Raw genomic sequence first — 24,620 nt, 5'->3', positions numbered from 1 at the left:
TATCGGCATGGCAGCCACCACCCACACCGTGTCCAACCAGGTACCGCCGCTGACCGGCTACGACGTCTTCGGCACCGACCGGGCACTGGCCGAGGCCGTACAACGTCACACCCCGCCCGAACTACTGGCCGAAGTCCGGGACGAACTCGGTGAGCTGGGCCGTGCCGCGGGCTCCGCCCAGGTACAGGAGTGGGGTGCGCAGGCGAACGCCAATCCGCCGGTGCTGCGTTCGCACGACCGGTACGGGCATCGGATCGACGAGGTCGAGTTCCATCCGGCCTGGCACCGGCTGCTCGGCCACGCGGTCGGCGCGGGCCTGACCGGTGCCTGGGGCCGGCCCGCCGGCCATCTGCGGCGGGCGGCCGGTTTCCTGGTGTGGACGCAGCCCGAGGCCGGACACGGCTGCCCGCTGTCGATGACGCACGCGGCGGTGCCCGCGCTGCGCACCGATCCGGAGCTGGCCGCCGAGTGGGAGCCGCTGCTCACCTCGTCGGTGTACGAGCAGGGGCTGCGGCCCGCCGCACGGAAGGCCGGTGCGCTGCTCGGGATGGGGATGACGGAGAAGCAGGGCGGCACGGACGTGCGGGCGAACACGACCCGGGCCGAGCCGCTGGCCGCGGCGGGCGAGTACCTGCTCACCGGGCACAAGTGGTTCTGTTCGGCGCCCATGTCCGACGGCTTCCTGGTGCTGGCGCGGGCGCCCGGCGGCCTGACGTGTTTCCTGCTGCCCCGGGTGCTGCCCGACGGCACCCGCAACCCGTTCGCGATCCAGCGGCTCAAGGACAAGCTGGGCAACCGGTCGAACGCCTCGGCCGAGGTCGAGTTCGACGGCAGCTGGGCGCGCCGGGTCGGGGAGGAGGGGCGCGGGGTGCCCACCATCATCGAGATGGTGGCGGCGACCCGGCTGGACTGTGTGGCCGGTTCGGCGGCGCTGATGCGGCAGGCGGTGGCGCAGGCGATCCACCACTGCACGTACCGCAGCGCGTTCGGCGGGGTGCTGATCGAGAAGCCGCTGATGCGCAATGTGCTGGCCGATCTGGCGCTGGAGTCGGAGGCCGCGACGGTGCTGGCGATGCGGCTGGCGGCGGCCTGCGACGACGGATCGGAGAGCGAACGGGCCTTTCTGCGGATCGCGGTGCCCGCGGCGAAGTACTGGGTGACCAAGCAGTGCGCGCCGGTGGTGGGCGAGGCGCTGGAGTGTCTGGGAGGCAACGGTTACGTCGAGGAGTCCGGGTTGCCCCGGCTGCTGCGCGAGGCGCCGCTCAACTCCATCTGGGAGGGCGCCGGGAACGTACAGGCACTGGATGTGCTCCGGGTGCTGCAGCGTGAGCCGGTGGCGCTGAACGCGTTCCTCCAGGAGGTCGGCAGGGCGCGCGGGGCCGATCACCGGCTGGACCGGGCGATCAGGGACATGCTGACGGAGCTGGCCGATCTGGACGGGATCGAGGCGCGGGCCCGTCGGCTGGCGGAGCGGATGGCGCTGGTGCTCCAGGGTTCGCTGCTGGTGCGGTGGGCACCGCCGGAGGTGGCCGACGCGTTCTGCGCGTCGCGGCTGGGCGGGGATCGGGGCGCGGCCTTCGGGACGCTGCCGCACACCCTCGATCTGGCGTCGGTCGTCGAACGGGCGAGGCCCGTCGCACACTGAGAGCCGCCCGTGGACGGCATCGGAGGGTGGTGCTGCGCCGACACGGCACCACCCTCCATGCTGTGCACACCGGACGATGGAACACGGGCTCCGCCGCGCGGTGTTCCACCACTCTCGTACGGACCCGCACCCTCTCGCCAGAGTTGCAAAGGGTTGCAACCATTGTGCGGAGTGGGCGGTACCGGGCCCCTCGCGGCGGCAGGATGGGGCCGTGGATCGTCGAGCCGGCCCTGGCATGTGGGGGGAAACGAGAGTGGAGACCAGCGCCTTTGGGGTGTCCCGGCCTGCTGTCCCGCAGACTGCGGCGGCCACCCGTGCGATCCACCGGGCCAGGGAGACCGCGCTGGCCGGTGGCCGCCCGGCGGTCGCCCCGCGGGCCGAGATCGGGGCTTCGTGGGACCGGGTGCTGCGCAGCGGCATCGACCCGGACCAGTCGACGGAGAGCCCGCTGCTCGATGTGGACGAGATCGAGCACCGGCGCCGGATCTCGACGCTGGGCGAGGTGATGCCGCTGCTGGACGACGGTCTGGTCGCCCTGGCGGACGCCGCCCAGCAGATCATGGTGGTCACCGACGTGGAGTGCCGGGTGCTGTGGCGCCGGGGCAACGCGGGGGTGCTGCGCCGGGCGGACGAGGTCTGTCTGGCGGAGGGCGCGGCCTGGGCGGAGGAGAGTACGGGGACGAACGCGATCGGTACGGCGCTGGTCTCCCGCGTCCCGGTCCAGGTCCATTCCTCGGAGCATTTCGTCCGCACGCTGCACAACTGGACGTGTGCGGCGGCCCCGGTCCGTGACCCGCGTGACGGGAAGATGATGGGCATCGTCGACATGAGCGGTCCCGCGTCCACGTTCCATCCGACGACGCTCGCCCTGGTCAGTTCGGTCGCCAGGCTGGCGGAGAGCGAGATCAGGAACCGGCATCTGCAGGCGATCGACCGGCTGCGCTCGGTGGCGGCCCCGCTGGTGTGCCGGCTGGGCGGCAGGGCCCTGGCGGTGGACACCCACGGCTGGCTGGCGGCGGTGACCGGGATGCCGCCGGTCGACCGGCTGCCGCTGCCCAAGTCGTTACGTCCGGGCCGGGTGTGGCTGCCGTCGCTCGGCATGTGCCGGGTCGAGCCGCTGCCGGGCGGCTGGCTGATCCAGGTCTCGGAGGGGCCTTCGGACGGGGCGCCGCAGCGGGTGGTGCTGGATCTGAGCCGGCCCCGCGGTCTCACGGTCAATGTGGTGGGTGTGGTGGGCACCTGGACGCAGCGGCTGTCGCCGCGCCACGCGGAGCTGCTGTACGCCCTGGCGCTGCACCCGGAGGGGCGTACGGCGTCCGAGCTGGCGCAGGACATCTTCGGTGACGCGACCCGGACGGTGACGGTGCGGGCGGAGATCTCCCGGATGCGCCGCCATCTCGCCCAGGTGCTCGCGCACCGCCCGTACCGTTTCGGTGAGGACGTCGAGGTGGAGGTGATCCACCCGGACCAGCCGGCCGATCTGCTGCCGCACTCGACGGCTCCGGTGGTGGTCAGGGCGCGTACGGCCGACTGAGGGGTGTCGCGCACCGGGTCCGGCCCGGTCCGCCGGTGATCCGTGTCCGCGCTTCGGGACCGGCTTTGGCGCAGGCGGCGGGGCGTGGTTCCCTGGCAGCCATGAGCAACCCCGCACACAGCCCCGCCGCCACCTCCGAAGTGACCATCTGGTCCCTGGAACAGACCTCCCCCGACGATCTGCGGCCCACCGCGGTCCCGGAGGGCGATGTGCGGATCGTGCGGTCCGAGGTGCCGCTTCCCGAGTTCAGCCGGTTCCTCTACACGGCGGTCGGCGGCGACATCCGGTGGACCGACCGGCTCGGCATGACGTACGCGCGGTGGCAGGAGACCCTGGACCGGCCGGGGGTCGAGACGTGGGTGGCGTACGCGAACGGCACCCCGGCGGGCTACCTGGAGCTGGACCCGCAGGACGAGGGCGCGGTCGAGATCATGTACTTCGGGCTGATCCCGGCTTTCCGGGGGCGCCGGATCGGCGGCCATCTCCTCTCGTACGGAGTGGCCCGTGCCTGGGACCTGGCGGAGCGCTGGCCGGAGCGGACGCCGACGAAGCGGGTGTGGCTGCACACCTGCTCCAAGGACGGCCCGCACGCCATGGACAACTATCTGCGGCGCGGCTTCCGGCTCTTCGACACGAAGGTGGAGCTGGAGCCGGAGGTGGAGACGCCGGGTCCGTGGCCCGGGTCCGGGCGGTAGGTACGACAGGAGGGCGGTCCTCCGGCTGCGCTGCCGCGTTCCGGTGACAGACCGGGGGATTGCGGCCATTACGGATGGTACGGATCGGAAACCTTCCGTGACGAGCGCCACAGCGTCTCGGATAGCGGGACACTCTCGTCCACATCTTGGATAGTGGTGGACTGGCCCGAGATTCGCGTGCCACGCTTCCGTCATGTCTGGAACTGGAATTGCCTTGGTGAGTCGACGCCACGTCGACCTCGGCCGCGTGTCCAGCGCCATCTGTCCGGCGAGCTGAGAGTCCCAGCACCGCCGCGATCCCCTTTGCTCCGCAATCCCCTGCGCACCGCCGCGCCTCAGCGCGAGTGTGCAGTTCAGAGCCGCCCTCCTGCAGTCCCGAAGGACGTACCGTCATGGCCGCTACCCCGGAACAGCCTGCGACCACCACGCCCCGCCGCAAGGCCGGACGCCACCGTGGCGAAGGCCAGTGGGCCGTGGGGCACCACACCCCGCTCAACGGCAATGAGCAGTTCAAGAAGGACGACGACGGTCTCAATGTGCGGACACGCATTGAGACGATCTACTCCAAGCGCGGTTTCGACTCGATCGACCCCAACGACCTCCGCGGCCGGATGCGCTGGTGGGGTCTCTACACCCAGCGCAAGCCCGGCATCGACGGCGGCAAGACCGCGGTCCTGGAGCCGGAGGAGCTGGACGACAAGTACTTCATGCTGCGGGTCCGGATCGACGGCGGCCGGCTGACCACCGCACAGCTGCGGGTGATCGGGGAGATCTCTCAGGAGTACGCGCGCGGCACCGCGGACATCACCGACCGGCAGAACATCCAGCTGCACTGGATCCGCATCGAGGACGTCCCGGCGATCTGGGAGAAGCTGGAGGCCGTCGGGCTCTCCACCACCGAGGCGTGCGGCGACTGCCCCCGCGTGATCATCGGCTCCCCCGTGGCCGGCATCGCCGCCGACGAGATCGTCGACGGCACGCCCGCCGTCGACGAGATCCACGACCGGTACATCGGCAACAGGGAATTCTCCAACCTGCCGCGCAAGTTCAAGACCGCGATCTCCGGCTCGCCGGTGCAGGACGTGGTCCACGAGATCAACGACATCGCGTTCGTCGGTGTGGTCCACCCCGAGCACGGTCCGGGCTTCGACGTCTGGGTCGGCGGCGGGCTCTCCACCAACCCGCGGCTCGCCGAACGGCTGGGCGCGTGGGTGCCGCTGGACGAGGTTCCGGACGTCTGGGCCGGCGTCGTGGGCATCTTCCGCGACTACGGATACCGGCGGCTGCGCAACCGTGCCCGGCTGAAGTTCCTGATGGCCGACTGGGGCCCGGCGAAGTTCCGCCAGGTGCTGGAGGACGAGTACCTCAAGCGCCCGCTGACCGACGGCCCCGCGCCCGAGCAGCCCAGCAGCCGCTGGCGCGACCACGTGGGCGTGCACCAGCAGCAGGACGGCCGCTACTACGTCGGTTTCGCCCCGCGGGTCGGCCGGGTGGACGGCTCCACGCTCGCCAAGATCGCCGACCTCGCGGCGGCGCACGGCTCGGACCGGCTGCGTACCACCGTCGAGCAGAAGATGATCATCCTCGATGTGGCGCAGGACCAGGTGGACTCCCTGGTCTCCGGCCTGGAGGCGCTCGACTTCCAGGTGCGGCCCTCGCCGTTCCGGCGCGGCACGATGGCCTGCACCGGCATCGAGTTCTGCAAGCTGGCGATCGTCGAGACGAAGGCGCGCGGCGCCGCGCTGATCGACGAACTGGAGCGCCGCCTGCCGGAGTTCGACGAGCCGCTCACCATCAACATCAACGGCTGCCCCAACGCCTGCGCCCGGATCCAGACCGCCGACATCGGCCTCAAGGGCCAGCTGGTCCTGGACGACGACGGCAACCAGGTGGAGGGCTATCAGGTGCACCTGGGCGGCGCCCTGGGACTGGAGGCCGGGTTCGGCCGCAAGGTCCGCGGCCTGAAGGTCACTTCGGCCGAGCTGCCCGACTACGTGGAGCGGGTCCTGGGCCACTACCTGGCGGAGCGCGAGGACGGCGAGCGCTTCGCGACCTGGGCGGCGCGGGCCGGTGCGGAGTCGCTGTCATGAGCGAGCGCGCCGCACCGTTCCACTGCCCGTACTGCGGGGACGAGGACCTGCGCCCGCACGAGAGCGGCCACGGCGCCTGGGAATGTGCCTCCTGCAACCGCGCGTTCCAGCTCAGGTTCCTGGGTCTGCTGACCCGGGGACTGAAGCGCAACGACGTCGAAGGGGACGGGACATGACGGACACTCTGCGGACCGAGGACCTGGAGACCCTGGCCGCCCGGGCAGGCCGGGAGCTGGAGGAATCCTCCGCGACGGAGATCCTGAAGTGGGCCGCCGACACCTTCGGCGGGCGGTTCTGCGTCACGTCCTCCATGGAGGACGCCGTCGTCGCCCACCTCGCCTCGCGCGTCTTCCCCGGCGTGGACGTGGTCTTCCTCGACACCGGCTACCACTTCCCGGAGACGATCGGTACCCGTGACGCGGTCGAGGCGGTGATGGACGTCAACGTCATCACGCTGACGCCCCGCCGGACGGTGGCCGAACAGGACGCCGAGTACGGGCCGAAGCTGCACGACCGCGACCCCGACCTGTGCTGCGCGCTGCGCAAGGTCAAGCCGCTCCAGGAGGGCCTGACCGGGTACACGGCCTGGGCGACGGGGCTGCGCCGCGACGAGTCCCCCACCCGGGCGAACACCCCGGTCGTCGGCTGGGACGCGAAGCGGCAGAAGGTGAAGGTCTCGCCGATCGCCCGCTGGACGCAGGACGACGTCGACGCGTACGTCGCGGAGCACGGCGTGCTCACCAACCCCCTGCTGATGGACGGTTACGCCTCGGTGGGCTGCGCGCCCTGCACCCGCCGGGTGCTGGAGGGCGAGGACGCGCGGGCCGGGCGCTGGGCCGGCCGGGGCAAGACCGAGTGCGGGCTGCACGACTGATGACGACTGATCAGGAGACTTCGATGAGCGTGACGGAGACGGGAGCCACCATCTGGCTGACCGGTCTGCCGAGCGCGGGCAAGACCACCATCGCGTACGAACTGGCCGGGCGGCTGCGCGGCGAGGGCCACCGCGTGGAGGTGCTCGACGGCGACGAGATCCGGGAGTTCCTCTCCGCGGGGCTCGGCTTCTCCCGCGAGGACCGCCACACCAACGTCCAGCGGATCGGCTTCGTCGCCGAGCTGCTGGCGGCCAACGGTGTGAAGGTGCTGGTCCCGGTCATCGCCCCATACGCGGACAGCCGGGACGCGGTGCGCAAGCGGCACCAGACCGAGGGCACCGCGTATCTGGAGGTGCATGTCGCGACCCCGGTCGAGGTGTGCTCGGAACGCGATGTGAAGGGGCTCTACGCCAAGCAGGCGGCGGGCGAGATCAGCGGCCTCACCGGGGTCGACGACCCGTACGAGGCCCCGGAGTCGCCCGACCTGCGGATCGAGTCGCACCGGCAGACCGTGCAGGAGTCCGCGGCGGAGCTGTACGCGCTGCTGAGCGAGAGGGGTGCGGCATGACGACCGTGGCGACCGTGCCGGAGGGCACCGACAATCCGTACGCACTCAGCCACCTGGACTCCCTGGAGTCCGAGGCCGTGCACATCTTCCGCGAGGTGGCGGGCGAGTTCGAGCGGCCGGTGATCCTGTTCTCCGGTGGCAAGGACTCCATCGTGATGCTGCATCTGGCGCTCAAGGCGTTCGCGCCGGCGCCGGTGCCGTTCACCCTGCTGCACGTCGACACCGGGCACAACTTCCCCGAGGTGCTGGAGTACCGGGACCGCACGGTGGCCCGGCACGGGCTGCGGCTCCATGTCGCCTCCGTGCAGGAGTACATCGACGCCGGGAAGCTGCGCGAGCGCCCGGACGGCACCCGCAACCCGTTGCAGACCGTGCCGCTGACCGAGGCGATCCAGCAGCACCGCTTCGACGCCGTGTTCGGCGGCGGGCGCCGCGACGAGGAGAAGGCGCGCGCCAAGGAGCGGGTCTTCTCGCTGCGGGACGAGTTCTCCCAGTGGGATCCGCGCCGTCAGCGCCCCGAGCTGTGGCAGCTGTACAACGGCCGGCACGCCCCCGGTGAGCACGTCCGGGTGTTCCCGATCTCCAACTGGACCGAGCTGGACGTCTGGCAGTACATCGCCCGTGAGGGCATCGAGCTCCCGCAGATCTACTTCGCCCACGAGCGCGAGGTCTTCGACCGCAACGGCATGTGGCTCACCGCCGGCGACTGGGGCGGGCCCAGGGAACACGAGAGCGTCGAGACCCGGCAGGTGCGCTACCGCACGGTCGGCGACATGTCGTGCACCGGCGCCGTCGACTCGGAGGCGACGACGCTGGACGACGTGATCACCGAGATCGCCGCCTCCCGGCTCACCGAGCGGGGCGCGACGCGTGCCGACGACAAGATGTCCGAGGCCGCGATGGAAGACCGCAAGCGCGAGGGGTACTTCTAAATGACCACGCACATCCAGCACGCGGAGCAGTTGTCGACCACCACGCTGCTGCGGTTCGCCACCGCGGGGTCCGTCGACGACGGCAAGTCCACCCTCGTGGGACGTCTGCTGCACGACTCCAAGTCGGTCCTCACCGACCAGCTGGAGGCCGTCGAGCACGCCTCGCGCAGCCGGGGCCAGGAGGCGCCGGACCTGGCACTGCTGACCGATGGGCTGCGGGCCGAGCGTGAACAGGGCATCACCATCGATGTCGCCTACCGCTACTTCGCGACACCGCGCCGCCGGTTCATCCTGGCCGACACCCCGGGGCACGTCCAGTACACCCGGAACATGGTGACCGGCGCCTCGACGGCCGAGCTGGCCGTCGTCCTGGTCGACGCCCGCAACGGGGTCGTCGAGCAGACCCGCCGGCACGCCGCCGTCGCCGCGCTGCTGCGGGTGCCGCACGTGGTACTGGCCGTCAACAAGATGGACCTGGTCGACTACGTGGAGCCGGTGTTCGCCGCGATCGCCGAGGAGTTCACCGCGTACGCCGCGTCGCTGGGGGTACCGGAGATCACCGCCATCCCGATCTCCGCACTGGCCGGTGACAACGTCGTGGAGCCGTCCGCGCGCATGGACTGGTACGGCGGGCCGACGGTCCTGGAGCACCTGGAGACGGTGCCGGTCAGCCATGACCTCACCGCCTGCCACGCCCGTTTCCCGGTCCAGTACGTGATCCGGCCGCAGACCGCCGAGCACCCCGACTACCGGGGCTACGCGGGTCAGATCGCGGCCGGTGCGTTCCGGGTGGGCGAGGCCGTCACCGTACTGCCCTCCGGCCGTACATCGGCGATCGCCGGGATCGACGCGCTCGGCGAGAGCGTGGACATCGCCTGGGCGCCCCAGTCGGTGACCCTCCGGCTGGCCGACGACATCGACGTCTCGCGCGGCGACCTGATCGCACCGGCCGACGACGCGCCGGCGGTCACCCAGGACATCGAGGCGACCGTGTGCCACGTCGCCGACCAGCCGCTCTCCGTCGGCCAGCGGGTGCTGCTCAAGCACACCACCCGCACGGTCAAGGCGATCGTCAAGGACATCCCCTCGCGCCTCACGCTGGACGACCTCTCCCAGCACCCGGCGCCCGGACAGCTCGTCGCCAACGACATCGGCCGGGTCGTCGTCCGGACCGCGGAGCCGCTCGCGCTCGACGCGTACGCGGACTCCCGGCGCACCGGATCGTTCCTGCTGATCGACCCGGCGGACGGCACCACCCTGACGGCCGGGATGGCGGGCGCCTCGTTCACCGCCGCGGCCGGGGCCGGGCCCGGTGCGGCGGCCGCGGACGACGCGGAGTGGGACTTCTGATGAGCATCGACATCTTCTCCACGTTCGCGAAGGAGGGCGGCCGCATCGGCAGCGGCGCCCTCGGCAGCGGGCAGGGCGGGGTCGCGCGATGTGCGCGATGACGTACGCGCACCGCCTGCGCGCCCACTCGCACCACCCGCACCGCCAGTTCAGACGAAGACCTGCCGACCTCCCGGCCGCGTCCCCGTAAGCACCGAAGGACGCGAGCACCGGGCCAACGAGAGGAAAACCTCCCGTGCCTGCCCCCCGTACCACGATGCGCCGCGGTCTCGCCGCTGTCGCCGCCCTCCCGCTGCTCGCCGTAGCGCTCACCGCCTGCGGCTACGGCTCCGAGGCGAAGCAGGACGACACCGGGGCGAACACCGCCGCCGCCGGCGGCAAGAAGCTCTCCGCGGACACCGTGAAGATCGGCTACTTCCCGAACCTCACCCACGCCACGGCCCTGGTCGGCATCCAGGAGGGCATCATCGCCAAGGAGCTCGGCGCCACCTCGGTGAAGCCGTCGACGTTCAACGCCGGTCCGTCCGAGATCGAGGCGCTCAACGCGGGCTCGATCGACATCGGCTTCATCGGCCCCTCCCCCGCCATCAACGGCTTCACCAAGTCCAAGGGCAAGAGCCTGCGGATCATCGGCGGTTCGGCGTCCGGCGGGGTGAAGCTGGTCGTCAACCCGAAGAAGATCAAGACCCTGGACGACCTCAGGGGCAAGAAGATCGCCACCCCGCAGCTCGGCAACACCCAGGACGTGGCCTTCCTCAACTGGATCTCCGAGAAGGGCTGGAAGGTCGACGCCAGCAGCGGCAAGGGCGACGTCTCGGTGGTCCGTACGGACAACAAGGTGACGCCGGACGCCTACCGTTCGGGTTCCATCGACGGTGCCTGGGTGCCCGAGCCGACGGCGTCCAAGCTGGTCGCCCAGGGCGCGAAGGAACTCCTCGACGAGTCGACGCTGTGGCCGGACGACAAGTTCGTGATCACCAACATCATCGTGTCGCAGAAGTTCCTCGCCGAGCACCGGGACGTCGTCGAGGCGGTGCTGCGCGGCACGGTCGCCACCAACGCGTGGATCAACGCCAACCCGGACAAGGCGAAGGCCTCCGCGAACACCGCGCTCAAGGAGCTCAGCGGCAAGGCGCTGCCGGCCGAGATCCTCGACCCGGCGTGGAAGTCCGTCCAGTTCATCGACGACCCGCTGGCCGCCACGCTCGACACCGAGGCCAAGCACGCGGTGAAGGCCGGCCTGCTGGAGCAGACGGACCTGACGGGCATCTACGACCTGAAGCCGCTGAACACGATCCTCGGGGCCGCGGGCAGGCCCGAGGTCGCCGACGCCGGTCTCGGCGTCAAGTAGCAGCGTCCGGCACCCGAACAGGATTCCCAGGAGGTGACGACCATGGCGACCACCACGCTCACCAAGGCCGAGGACCGTACGGCGGTCGGGCACGCCGCCCGCATCGCCCATGTCTCGAAGTCCTTCGGCGGACCGGAGGGACAGCAGCTCGTACTGGACGACATCACACTCGATGTCGCTCCCGGCGAGTTCGTCACCCTTCTGGGTGCCTCCGGGTGCGGCAAGTCGACCCTGCTCAACCTGGTGGCCGGACTCGACCGCCCGACCGCGGGGTCCATCGAGACCCCCGGCGGGCGGCCGGCCCTGATGTTCCAGGAGCACGCCCTCTTCCCGTGGCTGACCGCGGGCAAGAACATCGAACTCGCGCTGCGGCTGCGCGGCGTGCCCAAGTCCGACCGCCGTACCGAGGCGGAACGCCTGCTCGAACTCGTACGACTCGGCGGGGCGTACGGGAAGCGGGTGCACGAGCTCTCGGGCGGCATGCGGCAGCGGGTGGCGATGGCCCGCGCGCTCGCCCAGGACAGTCAACTGCTGCTGATGGACGAGCCGTTCGCCGCTCTCGACGCCATCACCCGGGACGTGCTGCACGACGAGCTGACCCGGATCTGGCGCGAGACGAACGTCTCGGTCCTCTTCGTCACGCACAACGTGCGCGAGGCGGTCCGGCTCGCCGAGCGGGTCGTCCTGCTCTCGTCGCGGCCGGGCCGGGTCGCCCGGGAGTGGACGGTCGACATCGACCAGCCGCGCCGCATCGAGGACACCGCGGTGGCCGAGCTGTCCGTGGAGATCACCGAAGAACTGCGTGGGGAGATCCGCCGACATGGCCAGCACTGAGACCGCCGCCAAGGACACCGCCCGGAACCTGGCGGGCCTGGAGGCGGGACTGGACGCACTCGACGCGGTGCGGGTGAGCCGGACCCCGGTCCGCGAGGTGCTGGTGCGCAAGGTGCTGCCGCCGGCCGTGGCCGTGGTCCTGGTGCTCGTCGTCTGGCAGATCCTGATCTGGGCGAAGGTCACCGACGACTACAAGCTGCCGTCGCCGTCCCTGGTCTGGGGCGAGGTGACCGACGCCTGGGCGCAGGGCACCCTGCTCGGCTTCATCTGGACCAGTGTCTCGCGCGGTCTGCTGGGATTCCTGCTGGCGCTGGTCATCGGCACCCCGCTCGGGCTGCTGGTGTCGCGCGTCAAGCTGGTGCGCGCCGCGATCGGGCCGGTGCTCTCCGGACTCCAGTCGCTGCCCTCGGTGGCATGGGTGCCCCCGGCGGTGATCTGGCTGGGCCTCAACGACCGGATGATGTTCGCGGTGATCCTGCTGGGCGCGGTCCCGTCGATCGCCAACGGTCTGGTATCGGGCGTCGACCAGATCCCGCCGCTGCATCTGCGGGCCGGCCGGACGCTGGGCGCCACCGGGCTGCGCGGCACCTGGCACATCGTGCTGCCGGCCTCGCTGCCCGGCTATCTGGCGGGTCTGAAGCAGGGCTGGGCGTTCTCCTGGCGTTCGCTGATGGCCGCCGAGATCATCGCCTCCTCGCCCGATCTGGGCGTGGGCCTGGGCCAGTTGCTGGAACAGGGCCGGGAGACCAGCAGCATGTCGATGGTGTTCCTCGCCATCATCCTGATCCTGACCGTCGGCATCGCGATCGACCTGCTGATCTTCAGTCCGCTGGAGCGGTGGGTGCTGCGCAGCCGCGGCCTCCTCGTCAAGAGCTGAGTGCGACCATGACCGCTCCGGTGCTCCTCGTCATCGCCCACGGCAGCCGCGATCCACGGCACGCGGCGACCGTGCACGCGCTCACCGCGCGGGTACGGTCGCTGCGTCCGGGGCTCCGTGTGGAGACGGGGTTCCTGGACTTCAACGCACCGTCGGTGCCCAGGGTCCTGGAACGCCTGGCCGCGGGGGCCGCGGAGGACGTGATCGCGCTCCCCCTCCTGCTCACCCGGGCCTTCCACGCCAAGTCCGACATCCCGACGGTGCTGCGCGGGGCCCGGACCGGGCTGCCCCGGCTGCGGGTCCGGCAGGCCGAGGTGCTCGGTCCGTCGCCGTTGCTGAACTCGGCGCTGGAACGGCGCCTGCGAGAGGCCGGGATCCGTCCCGGTGACCGAAGCTCGACCGGGCTCGTCCTGGCCTCGGCGGGCTCCACAGACCCGGAGGCGATCGCAGTGATCGCTGAAATCGCGCGGGAGCTGCGGCACACCGGTTGGTGTTCCGTGCGGCCTGCGTTCGCCTCCGCCACATCCCCCGCGGGCTTCCCCCGTACCGAGGACGCGGTACGGGCCCTGCGGGCCGAAGGCGTGCGCCGGGTGGCGGTGGCGCCGTACGTCATCGCTCCCGGCCGGCTCCCGGACCGGATCGCCGAAGGGGCGGCGGGCGCGGACGTGCTGGCCGATGTGCTGGGCCCCGCACCGGAGTTGGCGCGGCTGCTGCTGACCCGTTACGACGAGGCCCGCAGCGACGGGGCCCGCGGTGCGGCAGCCCGGCCGGCGGCGCTCACCGCCTGACCCGGCTCCCGCTCACCCCACGTCCAGACTGCCCGTGCGGGTCCGCTTGATCTCGAAGAGGTCCGGACTCCCGGCGAGCACCCGGAAGCTGTCGAAGAGCCGCCCGGCCTCCTCGCCGCGCGGTGCCGCCCGCAGGACGGGCCCGAACCACACCGCCCCGTCGACGTGGATCGTGGGCGTACCGACGTACGCGTCCGCCTCCGGGTCCTTGCCCGCGTCATGGCTGCGCCGGAGCGCCTCGTCGTACGCCTCCGAGTGCGCGGCGCCGGCGAGCGAGGCGGGCAGCCCGAGCTCCGCGAGGGACTCGGCGATCACCTCGTCGAAGTCCTCGTTCTTCTGCCGGTGGATCCGGACGCCCATCGCGGTGTAGAGATCGCGCAGGACACCGTCGCCGTGGGCGTCCGCCGCGGCGACCGCGACGCGCACCGGGCCGATCGACCTGTCGACCAGGTCCCGGTACCAGTCGGGGAGTTCGTTGCCGGTGTTGTGCAGGTAGAGGCTCATGACGCGGAACCGGAGATCGATGTCGCGCTGCTGCTCGACCTCCAGCATCCAGCGGGAGGTGATCCAGGCGAACGGGCAGGCCGGGTCGAAGTAGAAGTCGACGGTTGTGTTCATGCCTCGACTGTAGCCACGCATTGGCACCGCCTTCCGGGCCATTGGCCACCCGGTCGACTGGGCCATTTCGCAGGGCGCACCCGGCTCGCGGGTACCACGACCGGCGATGTCCGCCCCGCAAGGGGCTCTCAGCCGGCGGTTCCCGTCCAGTGCGGGTCTCGTCCGCTGTGGGCCAGCGCCCGTTCGAACACCGACGCCGATGCGGGCACCGTCACCTCGTCGGCGAAGCCGTCGTACTGCCGGTAGAGCGCGGCGGTGCTGTCGACGACGCCGAGCACATAGGCGGACGCCTCGTCGGAGAGCCGGAACTCCTCCCCCACGGCCCGGGCCACGTCCCACCCGTGCAGGGCCGTCTCCTCGATGAGCATCGCGGCGATCTCGGCGGCCGGCGAGGCCGATCCCCCGAGGTCGATCTCACCGTCCCAGACGACCGGGTCCGCCCAGGCGGCGACGGCGCGGTCCAGCTGCTCGGCGTACCGCCGCGCCCAGTCGGTGTCGGCGGTGAAGTCGCGTGTGGTGAGCTCCTCCGGGAGGTCCTTGCGCAGGGCCCGGTGCTCCAGGCCGTGGGAGGTGTACAGCACCCAGTGGTTGACGAGCCCGCGCACGTCCCAGTCACCACAGGGCGTGTCCGGCGCGTCGAGCTGCTCGGCGCTGATGGAGCGGGCGATACGGGCCGCCTCGGCGGCGACTTCGGTCATGTGCGCGTGCTCGTTCTTCATGCCGCCCAGACTATGACCGCCCCCGACCCCCGGGATTGAAGAAAAGCGACACGCCCCGCACACCGTTCCGTCCCGCCCCGCCCGTCCGCCCCCGGCGGTCACCACCCGGCCGACGGCCCGGGGTGCGGGCGGGGGCAGGACCCGCCCGCACGCGGGTGGGCGTGGTCAGCGGCTGCGGGCGGGGGCCGTGTTCAGTGGGTTCGTTGCCATGCCGGCACCAGCGACCGCAGGTGCTCGGTGCGCTGCCGCACACGCTCGAAGAACGCCTTCTCGTCGGCCTCCAGCTCGGCGACCAGCTCCTGGTGGAACGTCCACGCGTCGGCCCCGATCTCGTACGAGCAGGCGGTGCACCGGCACCGGCCTGCCCGTGGCGGGCCCAACCGCCGCTCGCACCGGGGGCAGTTCATCGACATCCGTGTATCCCGGTGGTTGGGTGTTTCCGCAGCCCCAGCAGGTCCACCAACCGCCGACGTTCTGACTCATCTGGTTGCCGCATTTGGCACACTTCATGGTGCCGTCCTCTCTCGCGGGTGGGTGTGGCAGAGACAGACGCAGTGCAGACGTTCCGTCATGCTGTCGGCCGTGGATATCGCCTGACTGCCGGGACGGAGGCGGCGCGCGCCGGCCCGGGGGAGGTTCGCGGCCGGGCGGCGCTCATGTCCGGTTCCCGGTCGGACGATGCGCGCCCGCCGGCCCGGGCCGGCCTCGTACACCTTGGTCGTCGTCTTCGCCATCGCGGGTACGCCCCTGTCGCAACCAGTGAGTCGGGTACGGACGACCGTAGGGATGGCGTGTGCGTGCACACCAGCCAACTGCGGTTATGCGCGCACACTTCCCCCGTTAGGGATGCTCGGCACGCGTGGTCTTGACGGACGGCGTCCACCGCTCGGTGGCGTCGTGACGCACGGTGGTACGTGGAGCCGAGCGGCCGGCCCCGGCCGTGGAAGCGGTCGACGCGCGGGCCGACCGGCCGGGAGCAGGGACGTCCGGCGGATCACGGAGGCGGCTTCGGGCCCCAACTCCCTCTTGCGTCAGGACGATTCGGGCGCCTCCATGGCCAGCAGCTGTTCGGCGCCGCCCTCAAGGATCTGTGCCGTCCCGGTCGACCTGGGCAGCATGGCCTTCTCGTAGATGTGGACGGCGTCGCCGACGGTGGCCGCGTCGGCCAGGGCCAGGGCCAGGTCCGCGGCGTCGAGCATGGCGAGGTTGACGCCGACGCCGAGCGGCGGCATCAGATGGGCGGCGTCACCGAGCAGGGTCACCGTGGGGTTGTGCTCCCAGGTGTGCGGGACGGGCAGGGCGAGGATCGGGCGGCCGACGTAGGGGCCGTCGTTGTCGGTGATCATCCGGCGCATGAGCGGCGACCAGTGGGCGAAGCGTTCCAGGAGCAGGGAGCGGATGCCGTCGGTGTCCTGGGGCGTCAGGCCGCTCGCCCGGATCCAGTCGGCCGGGGCGCGCTGGATGAGGTAGACGCGAATGTGGTTGCCGCCGTTGCGCTGGGCGAACATGGCGCGATCGCCGTCGGCGGCGTGGGCGCCGCCCTGGCCGACCAGCTCCGCGATCTCGGGGTGCCGGTTGTCGACGTCGTCGAACCACGCCTCCTGGAAGCTCACCCCGCTGTATTCGGGGGTGGCCGGGGAAACCGCCGGGCGGACCCGGGAGAACGCGCCGTCGGCCCCCACCACCAGATCGGTTTCGACGACGGTGCCGTCGGCGAAGTGCAGCCGGCGCGGGCCCTCGGCGGGCCCGCTGACGCGTTCCAGTGCTCGGCCCCACCGGACGGTGCCGGGCGCGAGGGAGTCGAGCAGCATCCCGCGCAGCAGTCCGCGGTCGATCTCCGGCTTGAACAGCTCGTCGGGCGCCGGGACTTGGCGGGACACGACCGTGCCCGTCGGGTCGATGCGGCGCATCTCCTGGCCTTCGGGGCGGGCCAGCGCGAAGAACTCGTCCAGCAGACCGGCCGCGCGCAGGGCGATCTGCCCGTTGTCGGCGTGCAGGTCCAACGTGCCGCCCTGGTCACGGGAGTCGGGGCCGGCGTCGCGGTCGTGGACGGTGACCGTGAGGCCGTGCCGCTGGAGGACGCGGGCGCAGGTCAGCCCACCCGGACCGGCCCCGATGACGCTGATCCGGGCACGGGAGGGATTCGGAGAGGACATGGGAGTTCCTTTCACCGGTGCAGTGGACGAGGAGTGCGGGAGAGCCCGCCGGCCGGGGCGCCGCCCAAAGGCGGTCGACGAGGTGCCGGCCGGGGTACGTGGCGCCCGCCGCTTCACAGTAACAGAAAGTTGACTGCGTAAAAAAGTGTAATTTGAAAACTTAGCTTTGAAAGCAACTAGGTGGACGAATACGTGATCGGCTAGGCTCGCCCCCATGACCGAGCCCCCGATCGGCCGCCGCGAACGCAAGAAGGCGGCCACCCGGCAAGCGATCGCCGATGCCGCGCTCCGCCTCTTCCTGGAGCGCGGCTACGACGCCGTGAGCATCCGGGACATCGCCGAGGCGGCCGATGTGTCGACCACCACGGTGTTCAAGCACTTCACCGGCAAGGAAGCCCTCGTCTTCGACCAGGAGGAGAGCATGGACGCACAACTGGTCGCCGCGGTACGCCGACGCGATGCCGGCCACAGCGTTCTCGACGCGCTGCGCCGACATGTGCTGGACACCTGGCTGCCGATCGCGGCGCATCCGCAGCGGGAGGAGTTCAACCACCTGGTGGACTCCACTCCGGCACTGCGCGCGTACGCCGAGCGCATGTGGACCCGGCACACCGACACCCTCGGCGCGGCCATCGCCGACGAACTCGGGGTGGAACCCGGCAACCTCGCCTGCGCCACACTCGCCCGATTCGCTCTTGAGGTTCCCGTGCTGGTCCAGGGGCAGAGGGACCACCGGGCGGCGATCGAGGAGGTCTTCGACATTCTGGCCAACGGCTGGCGACCGCCCGGCGGGCCGACCGCCGCCTAAGGGCTGTCCCGCAATTCCTGGTGGAACAGCGTGCGGCGTCGGACGCGGTGCATCGCAGGGCGGAGGGATGTCCACATACCGGATGTATGTGGACGTTCCGACAACGCGGCGAGGTGCCGTAGCTGTCGTCGCACGCCCGCCAGGAATTGCGGGACAGCCCTTGGGTTCTTTCGTCTGGATCAGGCCGGATCAGGGACCGGGGGCGCTCCCGTCGCCCGGCTGCGGCGCTCCGCGTCCCAGTCCGTTGGGGCAAGGCTTCAGCTGTTCGCCATCACACCGTCCGTCCACCGCCATCCGGGCTCCCGCCCGCGCTCGTACCGTTCCACCGGTCCGACCGATCGGGATCCTGGAGGGAACGTGCGAGACCGCATACGAATCGCCCGCCGCGCAGCGGCGGTTCTCGTCGCGCTGGTGGCGGCGGGGGGAGCCACCACCGTTCCGGCGGTGGCCGCGCCGTCCGGGATCACCCGGGCCGCGGCGGCTCCGGCGCCGGCGCCGACCGGGTTGGCGTACAGCTATGACGCGGCCACCGAGCTGGTGACCGTGCGGTGGGATCCGAAGGACCCGGCCGACACGGTGACGACCGGGTATCGCGAGGGGGGCTGCAGCGGGCCCTCGACTGCCGACGGGCCCTGCTTCGTCCGCGCCTCGGGGCCGCTGCTGGACGGCAACTCGTTCACGTTCCGCCTGGCGGCCGGCCGGACGTTCCACTTCCGGGTGTACGCCGAGAACGCGGCCCACCGGACGACCGGCTCGGCAATCCTCACCGTCACCACCTGAGCCCGACGGGGCGCGCTCCCGGTGACGGGGCACGCTCCTACCATGGGGGGATGTCCTCCCTCTCACAGCCACTCGACGATACGTTCCTGCTCGGCGGCGAGGTGCCCGTACGCCGGCTCGGCTACGGCACCGCGCAGCTGACCGGCCCCGGATACTGGGGGCCGCGCGGCGGGCGGGAGGATGCCGTGGCCGTGCTCCGGGCCGCCGTCGAGCAGGGCGTCACACTCATCGACACCGCCGACAACTACGGGCCGGAGCTGGCCGAGGAGCTCGTCGCCGAGGCGCTCCATCCGTACCGCGACGATCTGGTGATCGCGACCAAGGGCGGGGTGGTGCGTACGAGCGACACCGCCTGGCACATCGCGGGGCGGCCGGAGCGGTTGCGGGCGATGTGCGAGGCCAGTCTGCGGCGGCTGCGGACGGACCGGATCGACCTCTACCAACTGCACCGGCTGGACCCGGAAGTGCCCATGGCCGACCAGTTGGGCACGCTGGACGCGCTGCGGCAGGAGGGTAAGATCCGGCACATCGGTCTGGACACCCTTACCGCCGACCAGCTGGAGCAGGCTCTCTCCCTGACCGGGATCGCCTCGGTGCAGAACCGGTTCAATCTCCTCGACCGTTCCTCGGACGCCGTACTGAAGGTGCGCGAGGCCCACGGCCTGGCTTTTCTGCCCTGGTTCCCGCTGGCCAACGGCGCTCTGACCGGCGATGCCGCAGCGGCTCTCGCCAAGATCGCCGATCGGCACGGTGCCACCCGCGGGCAGATCGCCCTCGCCTGGCTGCTGCACCGGTCCCCCGTGCTGTGCCCGACCCCGGGCACCGGTTCGGCCGTCCATCTGGCGGAGAACCTGGGGGCCCGGGAGATCCGGCTGTCCGCCGAGGACCTGAGCGGCCTGGAGGCGCTCGCACCCGCATGAAGAGGAGTACCCCGCACGTGACCACCGTTCCTGTCACCTCCACCACCCCTGCCACCTCCGCCGTCCCCGTCCCGGCCGCCGTTCCCGCGCCGGGGCCGGGTACGGACGGTGCCGACGGAGCCGCCGTCCCGGTGATCCTGGCCGACGGCGTCTCACTCGTACGGGAAGGCAATGTGCTGCTCGACTCGGTCTCGCTGACCGTACGGAGCGGTGAACACTGGGCGCTGCTCGGCGCCAACGGTGCCGGGAAGAGCACGTTGCTGGGACTGCTCGGCGCGGTGAGCCATCCCACCCGGGGGTCGGTGGAGGTGCTGGGACGCACCCTCGGCCGGGTCGATCTGCGGGAGCTGCGGTCGCTGCTCGGGCATGTCAATCCGCGTCATCCGCTGCGTTCCCCGCTGTCGGTGCACGAGGTGGTGCTGACCGGTCTGACCAACTCGGTCGAGCCGGTGCCGCGCCGTTCGGTGAGCGAGGAGCAGCGGGACCGGGCGGAGCGGTTGCTGAAGATGCTGGGCATGGGCGGCAAGTCGCAGTCGCGCTGGCCCGCGCTGTCGCAGGGTGAGCGGGGTCGTACGCTCATCGCCCGCGCCCTGATGCCGCAGCCCCGGCTGCTGCTGCTCGACGAGCCGGCCACCGGTCTGGACCTCGCGGCGCGCGAGCAGTTGCTCGACAGCCTGGACGTACTGCGCGAGGAACATCCGGAGCTGGCGACGGTCCTGGTCACCCATCATCTGGAGGAGCTGCCCGCCTCCACCACGCATGCGCTGCTGCTCCGGGGCGGCCGCTGTCTGGCCTCGGGTCCGGCGGACGAGGTGCTGACCACGGACCGGGTCAGCGACTGTTTCGGGCATCCGGTGAGGATCTCCCGCACGGACGGCCGGTGGGCGGCACGGGCGCAGCGCGTCACCCGGACCTGACCGCCGGCCGCCGAGCGTCGGGCGGCGGGCGGCGGGCGTCGGGCGCTATCCGCCGGTGCCGGTGTCCTGGCCGGTGTCCTGGCCGGCGTCCGCGCCGGAGCCGAACGGGGTCGCCTGGTGGTAGTACAGCTCCCAGCGCGATCCGGTCAGCCGCCACACCGAGCTGCGGTGGGCCAGGTGTCCCTTCGTCTCGGTGTCGTAGGTGAGGTGGACGAGGTGGTCGGCGAGCTGGATCCCGCTCATCCGGGACGCGGTCATCTGGCCGGCGCGGGGGGCGTCCGCCGAGGTGAGTGAGGCGATCATGGTGTCCCGGTCCCAGACCCGGCCGGACGAGTCGATCTCTCGGTAGTCGGGGTGCAGCACCTGGGAGAGGAGGTCGGCGGAGGCGCGCACGGCCGGGTCCAGGAGGCGCAGCTCGCCCTCGACCGCCGCTGCCACTCCGGGGGTCGGGTCGGTCATGCCGGGGCTCCGTCGCGCGCGGGTCTGCCGTGTGCCGGTCCGTCCGGTGCCGCCCCCGGGGGCGCTGTCATCCGCACCAGCTTCTCCACCGTGTTCCAGTTGCGCGAGGTGGCGACGAGCCCCTTGGTCACGGAGGTCCGGGACAGTGCCTCGGCGAGCTTCGAGCGGCCCAGTCCGTCGGGTGCGTAGAGGTAGAGCGCACGGTCGCCGAGGCCGAACGCCTCGGGGCGGAAGACCGCCGGGTCGATCCGGGCGAACCGGTCGGCGTCGACCGGCCGGTCGTAGTACGTGATGTGGAGCTGTCTGCCTTCGAGTTCGGCGGCCGGGAACGGGCAGGCCGCCGCAACTGCGGCCAGGTAGGCGCCGTCCCGGACCAGGCAGGGGACGGGGAACCCGAACCGCTTCTCGATCGCCTGCTCCAGCTCGGCGGCGAGTGCGTTCTCGTCGTCGGAAGTGGTGCTGAAGACGGCGTTGCCGCTCTGCAGATGGGTGCGGACGTCCCCGTGTCCCAGTTCGGTGAGCAGCAGACGCAGTTCGGCCATCGGAACCCTCTTGTGGCCGCTCACATTGATCCCGCGCAACAGCGCCGCGTACATCGTCATGGGCACACCATAGGACGATCTCTTCGCACGGAGCGGCCGCCGCGCCCCGTGGGGGAGAGCGCGGCGGCCGCCGATTCCGTTGTGCCGGTCTTCGTTCACCCGGTCACGGCTGCGGGGTCGGTTACTCGACGACCTTCAGCAGCTTGTTGGGGGTGCCCTCGGTCGCGTTGGAGATCGCGTCGGGGGTGGCACCGTCGGTCAGCGCGGTGGCGACCTCCTCCGGCGTGGCGTCCGGGTGGCCGGCGAGGTAGACGGCGGCGGCACCGACGACGTGCGGGGTCGCCATGGACGTGCCGGAGATGGTGTTGGAGGCGTCGTCGCTGTCGTTCCAGGACGAGGTGATGTCCGAGCCCGGAGCGTAGATGTCCACGATCGAGCCGTAGTTGGAGAAGTACGACTGCTCGTCGTCCACCGTGGACGAGGCGACCGTGATGGCCTCCGGGACGCGGGCCGGGGAGCTCTCGCTCGCGTCGGCGGAGTCGTTGCCGGCGGCCACCGCGAAGGTGACTCCGGAGGCGATGGCCTTCTGGACCGCGGCGTCGAGCGCCTCGTCCGCGCCGCCGCCGAGGCTCATGTTGGCGACGGAGGGGCCCTCGTGGTTCTCGGTGACCCAGTCGATACCGGCGACGACCTGCTCGGTGGTGCCCGAGCCGGAGTCGTCGAGCACCCGGACGGCGACGATCTTGGCCTTCTTGGCCACACCGTAGGTCGCACCGGCGATGGTGCCCGCCACATGGGTGCCGTGGCCGTTGCCGTCGTCGGCGCTGTCGTCGTTGTCCACGGCGTCGTAGCCCGAGCTGGCCCGGCCCTCGAACTCGTTGTGCGTGGTGCGCACGCCGGTGTCGATGACGTACGCGGTGACACCCTCGCCCGCGCTGTCCGGGTAGGTGTACGCGTTGTCGCCGGCCGTCTCGGTCTGGTCGATCCGGTCCAGGCCCCACGACGGCGGGTTGTCCTGGGTCTCGTCGATGTGGAACTTCTTGTTCTGGACGACCTTGGACACGGCCGGGTCGGCCGCCAGGCGCTTGGCCTCGGTGAGCGAAAGGCCGCTGGCGGAGAAGCCGTTGATGGCGGAGCTGTAGTTGCGCTTCAGCTTGCCGCCGTACTCCTTGGCGAGCTCCGACTTGTCGGTCTTCTCGTTCAGCATGACGATGTAGCTGCCCGACACGGCGTTCGCCGCGTCGGCACCGTAGACGATGCCCATCGCGGGGGCGGGGGCGGCGCCGGCGATCGAGGTGTTGAGCAGGGTGACTCCGGCGGCCGCGGCCACCGCGGTTATCGCTGCGGTCAGCTTGATCCGGCGTGCGCGCTTGTGAATTGCCATGAAGAGGGATCTCCTCGTCATTCTTTGTGGGGGGATTGACCCCCGGCCGGAAGATCTCCGGGGGTTGGCTCGAAACCCTCGCCGATTGACGCGCCCAGATCAAGACCTTCATGCGGCTGTGACTTACTCAACAAAGTTTCGTAATAAGAATCCGGCCAGTGGCACCCAAGTCGGGCACGGTCGCCTCAACATCCGCCCCGCGGACCGGGGTTACGGCTCGACCGGCACACTTCGCACACGGGAAGACCAACCCCGCCCGACCGTACGGCCGGGCGGGGTGGCGGCTGGATTCCACCCTCGTGTTCACAGAGCCCTCACGAGGTCACCAAATTGAGTTCGGGATCGGGTACAGGGGGTGGTTCGGGGGTTCGGCACGGGGGTTGGGCCCGGCGCGCGCGGGGTTGGGTACGGCGCACGCGGGGGTACGGGGCCGTCCGGGTTCGTCAGGGGCGGACGACCCGGACGTCGGAGACCCCCATCAGGCCGGCGAGCGGCACCTTCGCCGCGGTCTGCTCCGGACTCACCGTCAGACCGTCGCCGCGCAGCATGTCGAGCAGCATCTCGGCGAGCGGCATCACCATGTGCCGGCCCCAACAGCGCTCGGAGGCGTGCCCGAAGGGGAGGTAGCCGGGCTGGTCGTCGGGGTCGAGGCTGTCCCAGCGCTCGGGGCGGAACTCGTCGGGGTCGTCCCAGAGCGCCGGGTCGCGGTGGCTCAGCAGCGGCAGGAGCAGGATGTCGTCGGCCGCGCCGATCCGGGAGTCGAGGGCCGGGTACTCGGGTGACGCCCTGCGCAGAATGTTCCAGGAGGGCGGCAGCAGCCGCATCGCCTCGTAGAGGATGTTCCGGTTCGAGGTGTCGTCGTCGAAGGGCGACCCGAGCCAGAGCGCGTTGGCGACGAGCGTCGAGACGGTGAAGCAGACCGGGGCCGCGGCCCGCCGGTACAGCCCCATCGCGTAGCGGCGGTCGCTGTAGCTCCCGGCCTCGGCGGTCAGGCCCGCGATGGCGGAGACGGGTGCGCCCGGGCGGAGCCTGCCGGGCAGCGCCGCCCCCGCGGCGATGACCGTCCAGGTGAGTTTGGGCGTCAGCTCCAGCGCGCGGTCCATGAGGATGCGCAGCCGGTACGGGTCACCCTCCAGCACCAGGTCGCGCAGGAACACATGGCCCACGTGCGGCCATTCACCGGACAGGTCGACCCTCCCGACGGGCTTCTTCAGCGCCGTCCGGACGTCCTTGCCGATGGCCTGCATGACCGTGGACGCCTCGGTGCGCGGGATGGACCGCCCGTGCAGGGGCTTGAACGTGGGCCGCTCGACCTCGGTGGCCGGCCTGGCGGCGAGGATCCGGTCGGTCAGTTCGGCCCCGGCCACACCGACGGTGCCGGGATCGAGGCGGAAGACCTCCTCGCCGCGGTGATCTCTCAGGAGCGCCTGGAGTCTCGGCGCGAAGACGACGTCCCGGGCGCGGCTGCCGGTACCGGACATGTACATCGGTGGTCTCCAAGAAGCGGGAAGGGCCCGCGCCCGGCGGGCCGATGAGGCCTGGCCGGACACGGGCCCGAATCGACTGACCGTGTCCCTCGGGACGAAGGACCGCCTGTCGGCCTAGTACCAGTGGTACCAGGCGTACGCCTTCAGGCTCTTCTCCGGCGTCATCTTGTCCTTGAGCAAGAAAAGGAACTTCATAACAGCACCTCCATCTTTTACTCTGAATTTGCATTCCGACGGGCATGACTTGAGCCGCTCACGACACCAACACCCCGCCTCGGACAGGGAATTCAG

27 protein-coding genes are annotated in these 24,620 nt (G+C 71.1%); 18 read left to right on the top strand and 9 right to left on the bottom strand.

Going from position 1 to position 24,620, the window contains the following annotated elements; genetic code table 11:
* The first annotated feature begins 7 nt into the window (after positions 1 to 7).
* The 14 genes from ACGF8B_RS08750 (at position 8) to ACGF8B_RS08685 (ending at position 13,539) form a co-directional block, all read left to right on the top strand.
* Positions 8 to 1,645 carry an acyl-CoA dehydrogenase family protein gene (locus tag ACGF8B_RS08750; protein WP_392736058.1) on the top strand — a complete coding sequence of 546 codons (1,638 nt, stop codon included), beginning with the start codon at positions 8 to 10 and terminating at the stop codon, positions 1,643 to 1,645.
* Between the two features lie 235 nt (positions 1,646 to 1,880).
* Positions 1,881 to 3,179: a GAF domain-containing protein gene (locus tag ACGF8B_RS08745; RefSeq protein WP_392736479.1), complete on the top strand. Its 1,299-nt coding sequence runs from the start codon at positions 1,881 to 1,883 to the stop codon at positions 3,177 to 3,179.
* A gap of 101 nt (positions 3,180 to 3,280) precedes the next feature.
* Entirely contained in the window at positions 3,281 to 3,874 is a 594-nt protein-coding gene (locus ACGF8B_RS08740) for a GNAT family N-acetyltransferase (RefSeq protein ID WP_392736056.1), read from the top strand.
* Positions 3,875 to 4,067: 193 nt separating this feature from the next.
* Positions 4,068 to 4,151, top strand: a complete 84-nt coding sequence (locus ACGF8B_RS08735) for a putative leader peptide (RefSeq protein ID WP_311203059.1) — start codon at positions 4,068 to 4,070, stop codon at positions 4,149 to 4,151.
* Positions 4,152 to 4,266: 115 nt separating this feature from the next.
* Positions 4,267 to 5,964 carry a nitrite/sulfite reductase gene (locus tag ACGF8B_RS08730; RefSeq protein ID WP_392736054.1) on the top strand — a complete coding sequence of 566 codons (1,698 nt, stop codon included), beginning with the start codon at positions 4,267 to 4,269 and terminating at the stop codon, positions 5,962 to 5,964.
* A complete protein-coding gene (locus tag ACGF8B_RS08725) occupies positions 5,961 to 6,140 on the top strand; it encodes a hypothetical protein (protein ID WP_392736052.1) in 180 nt (59 codons plus the stop codon). The genes ACGF8B_RS08730 and ACGF8B_RS08725 overlap by 4 nt, the downstream gene beginning before the upstream one ends.
* The gene (locus tag ACGF8B_RS08720) at positions 6,137 to 6,838 is read left to right on the top strand and encodes a phosphoadenylyl-sulfate reductase (RefSeq protein WP_392736050.1); all 702 of its coding nucleotides are present in this window, start codon (positions 6,137 to 6,139) and stop codon (positions 6,836 to 6,838) included. The genes ACGF8B_RS08725 and ACGF8B_RS08720 overlap by 4 nt, the downstream gene beginning before the upstream one ends.
* Positions 6,838 to 7,407, top strand: coding sequence for an adenylyl-sulfate kinase (gene cysC, locus ACGF8B_RS08715; RefSeq protein WP_266728985.1), 570 nt, complete (start codon positions 6,838 to 6,840; stop codon positions 7,405 to 7,407). Before ACGF8B_RS08720 ends, cysC begins: the two co-directional genes overlap by 1 nt.
* Positions 7,404 to 8,339, top strand: coding sequence for a sulfate adenylyltransferase subunit CysD (cysD, locus tag ACGF8B_RS08710; RefSeq protein WP_392736048.1), 936 nt, complete (start codon positions 7,404 to 7,406; stop codon positions 8,337 to 8,339). Before cysC ends, cysD begins: the two co-directional genes overlap by 4 nt.
* Positions 8,340 to 9,689, top strand: a complete 1,350-nt coding sequence (locus tag ACGF8B_RS08705) for a sulfate adenylyltransferase subunit 1 (RefSeq protein WP_392736046.1) — start codon at positions 8,340 to 8,342, stop codon at positions 9,687 to 9,689.
* A 235-nt stretch (positions 9,690 to 9,924) separates the two neighbouring features.
* Positions 9,925 to 11,040: an ABC transporter substrate-binding protein gene (locus ACGF8B_RS08700; RefSeq protein WP_392736044.1), complete on the top strand. Its 1,116-nt coding sequence runs from the start codon at positions 9,925 to 9,927 to the stop codon at positions 11,038 to 11,040.
* Between the two features lie 42 nt (positions 11,041 to 11,082).
* The gene (locus tag ACGF8B_RS08695; protein ID WP_124721231.1) at positions 11,083 to 11,874 is read left to right on the top strand and encodes an ABC transporter ATP-binding protein; all 792 of its coding nucleotides are present in this window, start codon (positions 11,083 to 11,085) and stop codon (positions 11,872 to 11,874) included.
* Entirely contained in the window at positions 11,861 to 12,751 is an 891-nt protein-coding gene (locus ACGF8B_RS08690) for an ABC transporter permease (RefSeq protein ID WP_392736042.1), read from the top strand. The genes ACGF8B_RS08695 and ACGF8B_RS08690 overlap by 14 nt, the downstream gene beginning before the upstream one ends.
* An 8-nt stretch (positions 12,752 to 12,759) precedes the next feature.
* Positions 12,760 to 13,539 (top strand): sirohydrochlorin chelatase, encoded by a 780-nt coding sequence (locus tag ACGF8B_RS08685; RefSeq protein ID WP_392736040.1) that lies wholly within the window; start codon positions 12,760 to 12,762, stop codon positions 13,537 to 13,539.
* 12 nt (positions 13,540 to 13,551) lie between these two features.
* Here ACGF8B_RS08685 and ACGF8B_RS08680 read toward each other — a convergent pair whose 3' ends face one another.
* The 4 genes from ACGF8B_RS08680 to ACGF8B_RS08665 all read right to left on the bottom strand — a co-directional run bounded on the left by ACGF8B_RS08680 (position 13,552) and on the right by ACGF8B_RS08665 (position 17,032).
* Positions 13,552 to 14,157, bottom strand: coding sequence for a DsbA family protein (locus tag ACGF8B_RS08680; RefSeq protein WP_392736038.1), 606 nt, complete (start codon positions 14,155 to 14,157; stop codon positions 13,552 to 13,554).
* Positions 14,158 to 14,285: 128 nt separating this feature from the next.
* Positions 14,286 to 14,876 (bottom strand): TIGR03086 family metal-binding protein, encoded by a 591-nt coding sequence (locus ACGF8B_RS08675; RefSeq protein ID WP_392736036.1) that lies wholly within the window; start codon positions 14,874 to 14,876, stop codon positions 14,286 to 14,288.
* A 191-nt stretch (positions 14,877 to 15,067) separates the two neighbouring features.
* On the bottom strand, positions 15,068 to 15,283 hold the full coding sequence (locus tag ACGF8B_RS08670; protein WP_392736034.1) for a hypothetical protein: 216 nt from the start codon (positions 15,281 to 15,283) through the stop codon (positions 15,068 to 15,070).
* Between the two features lie 624 nt (positions 15,284 to 15,907).
* Positions 15,908 to 17,032 carry an FAD-dependent oxidoreductase gene (locus ACGF8B_RS08665; protein ID WP_392736032.1) on the bottom strand — a complete coding sequence of 375 codons (1,125 nt, stop codon included), beginning with the start codon at positions 17,030 to 17,032 and terminating at the stop codon, positions 15,908 to 15,910.
* Between the two features lie 214 nt (positions 17,033 to 17,246).
* On the opposite strand from ACGF8B_RS08665, the gene ACGF8B_RS08660 reads away from it, so the two are divergent.
* The 4 genes from ACGF8B_RS08660 to ACGF8B_RS08645 all read left to right on the top strand — a co-directional run bounded on the left by ACGF8B_RS08660 (position 17,247) and on the right by ACGF8B_RS08645 (position 20,457).
* Positions 17,247 to 17,840 carry a TetR/AcrR family transcriptional regulator gene (locus ACGF8B_RS08660; protein WP_392736031.1) on the top strand — a complete coding sequence of 198 codons (594 nt, stop codon included), beginning with the start codon at positions 17,247 to 17,249 and terminating at the stop codon, positions 17,838 to 17,840.
* Positions 17,841 to 18,197: 357 nt separating this feature from the next.
* On the top strand, positions 18,198 to 18,620 hold the full coding sequence (locus ACGF8B_RS08655) for a fibronectin type III domain-containing protein (RefSeq protein WP_392736030.1): 423 nt from the start codon (positions 18,198 to 18,200) through the stop codon (positions 18,618 to 18,620).
* 50 nt (positions 18,621 to 18,670) lie between these two features.
* The gene (locus tag ACGF8B_RS08650) at positions 18,671 to 19,540 is read left to right on the top strand and encodes an aldo/keto reductase (protein WP_392736028.1); all 870 of its coding nucleotides are present in this window, start codon (positions 18,671 to 18,673) and stop codon (positions 19,538 to 19,540) included.
* 131 nt (positions 19,541 to 19,671) lie between these two features.
* The gene (locus tag ACGF8B_RS08645) at positions 19,672 to 20,457 is read left to right on the top strand and encodes an ABC transporter ATP-binding protein (protein ID WP_392736477.1); all 786 of its coding nucleotides are present in this window, start codon (positions 19,672 to 19,674) and stop codon (positions 20,455 to 20,457) included.
* Between the two features lie 45 nt (positions 20,458 to 20,502).
* Here the strand turns inward: ACGF8B_RS08645 and ACGF8B_RS08640 are convergent, their stop codons facing one another.
* From ACGF8B_RS08640 to ACGF8B_RS08620, 5 genes are all read right to left on the bottom strand, one after another.
* Positions 20,503 to 20,916, bottom strand: coding sequence for a DUF4440 domain-containing protein (locus tag ACGF8B_RS08640; protein ID WP_392736026.1), 414 nt, complete (start codon positions 20,914 to 20,916; stop codon positions 20,503 to 20,505).
* Positions 20,913 to 21,518: a DUF1697 domain-containing protein gene (locus tag ACGF8B_RS08635; protein ID WP_392736023.1), complete on the bottom strand. Its 606-nt coding sequence runs from the start codon at positions 21,516 to 21,518 to the stop codon at positions 20,913 to 20,915. The genes ACGF8B_RS08640 and ACGF8B_RS08635 overlap by 4 nt, the downstream gene beginning before the upstream one ends.
* A 121-nt stretch (positions 21,519 to 21,639) precedes the next feature.
* Entirely contained in the window at positions 21,640 to 22,842 is a 1,203-nt protein-coding gene (locus tag ACGF8B_RS08630) for a S8 family serine peptidase (protein WP_392736022.1), read from the bottom strand.
* Positions 22,843 to 23,285: 443 nt separating this feature from the next.
* Entirely contained in the window at positions 23,286 to 24,329 is a 1,044-nt protein-coding gene (locus ACGF8B_RS08625; protein WP_392736019.1) for a cytochrome P450, read from the bottom strand.
* Positions 24,330 to 24,443: 114 nt separating this feature from the next.
* Positions 24,444 to 24,524 (bottom strand): tryptorubin family RiPP precursor, encoded by an 81-nt coding sequence (locus ACGF8B_RS08620; protein WP_350985409.1) that lies wholly within the window; start codon positions 24,522 to 24,524, stop codon positions 24,444 to 24,446.
* Between the last annotated feature and the right edge of the window lie 96 nt (positions 24,525 to 24,620).

The organism is Streptomyces sp. NPDC047917 (assembly GCF_043204345.1).
In the GTDB taxonomy this organism is placed as follows: domain Bacteria; phylum Actinomycetota; class Actinomycetes; order Streptomycetales; family Streptomycetaceae; genus Streptomyces; species Streptomyces sanglieri.
Note: the sequence above shows the minus strand (reverse complement) of the source record. Positions and strands in the feature narration are given on the sequence as shown.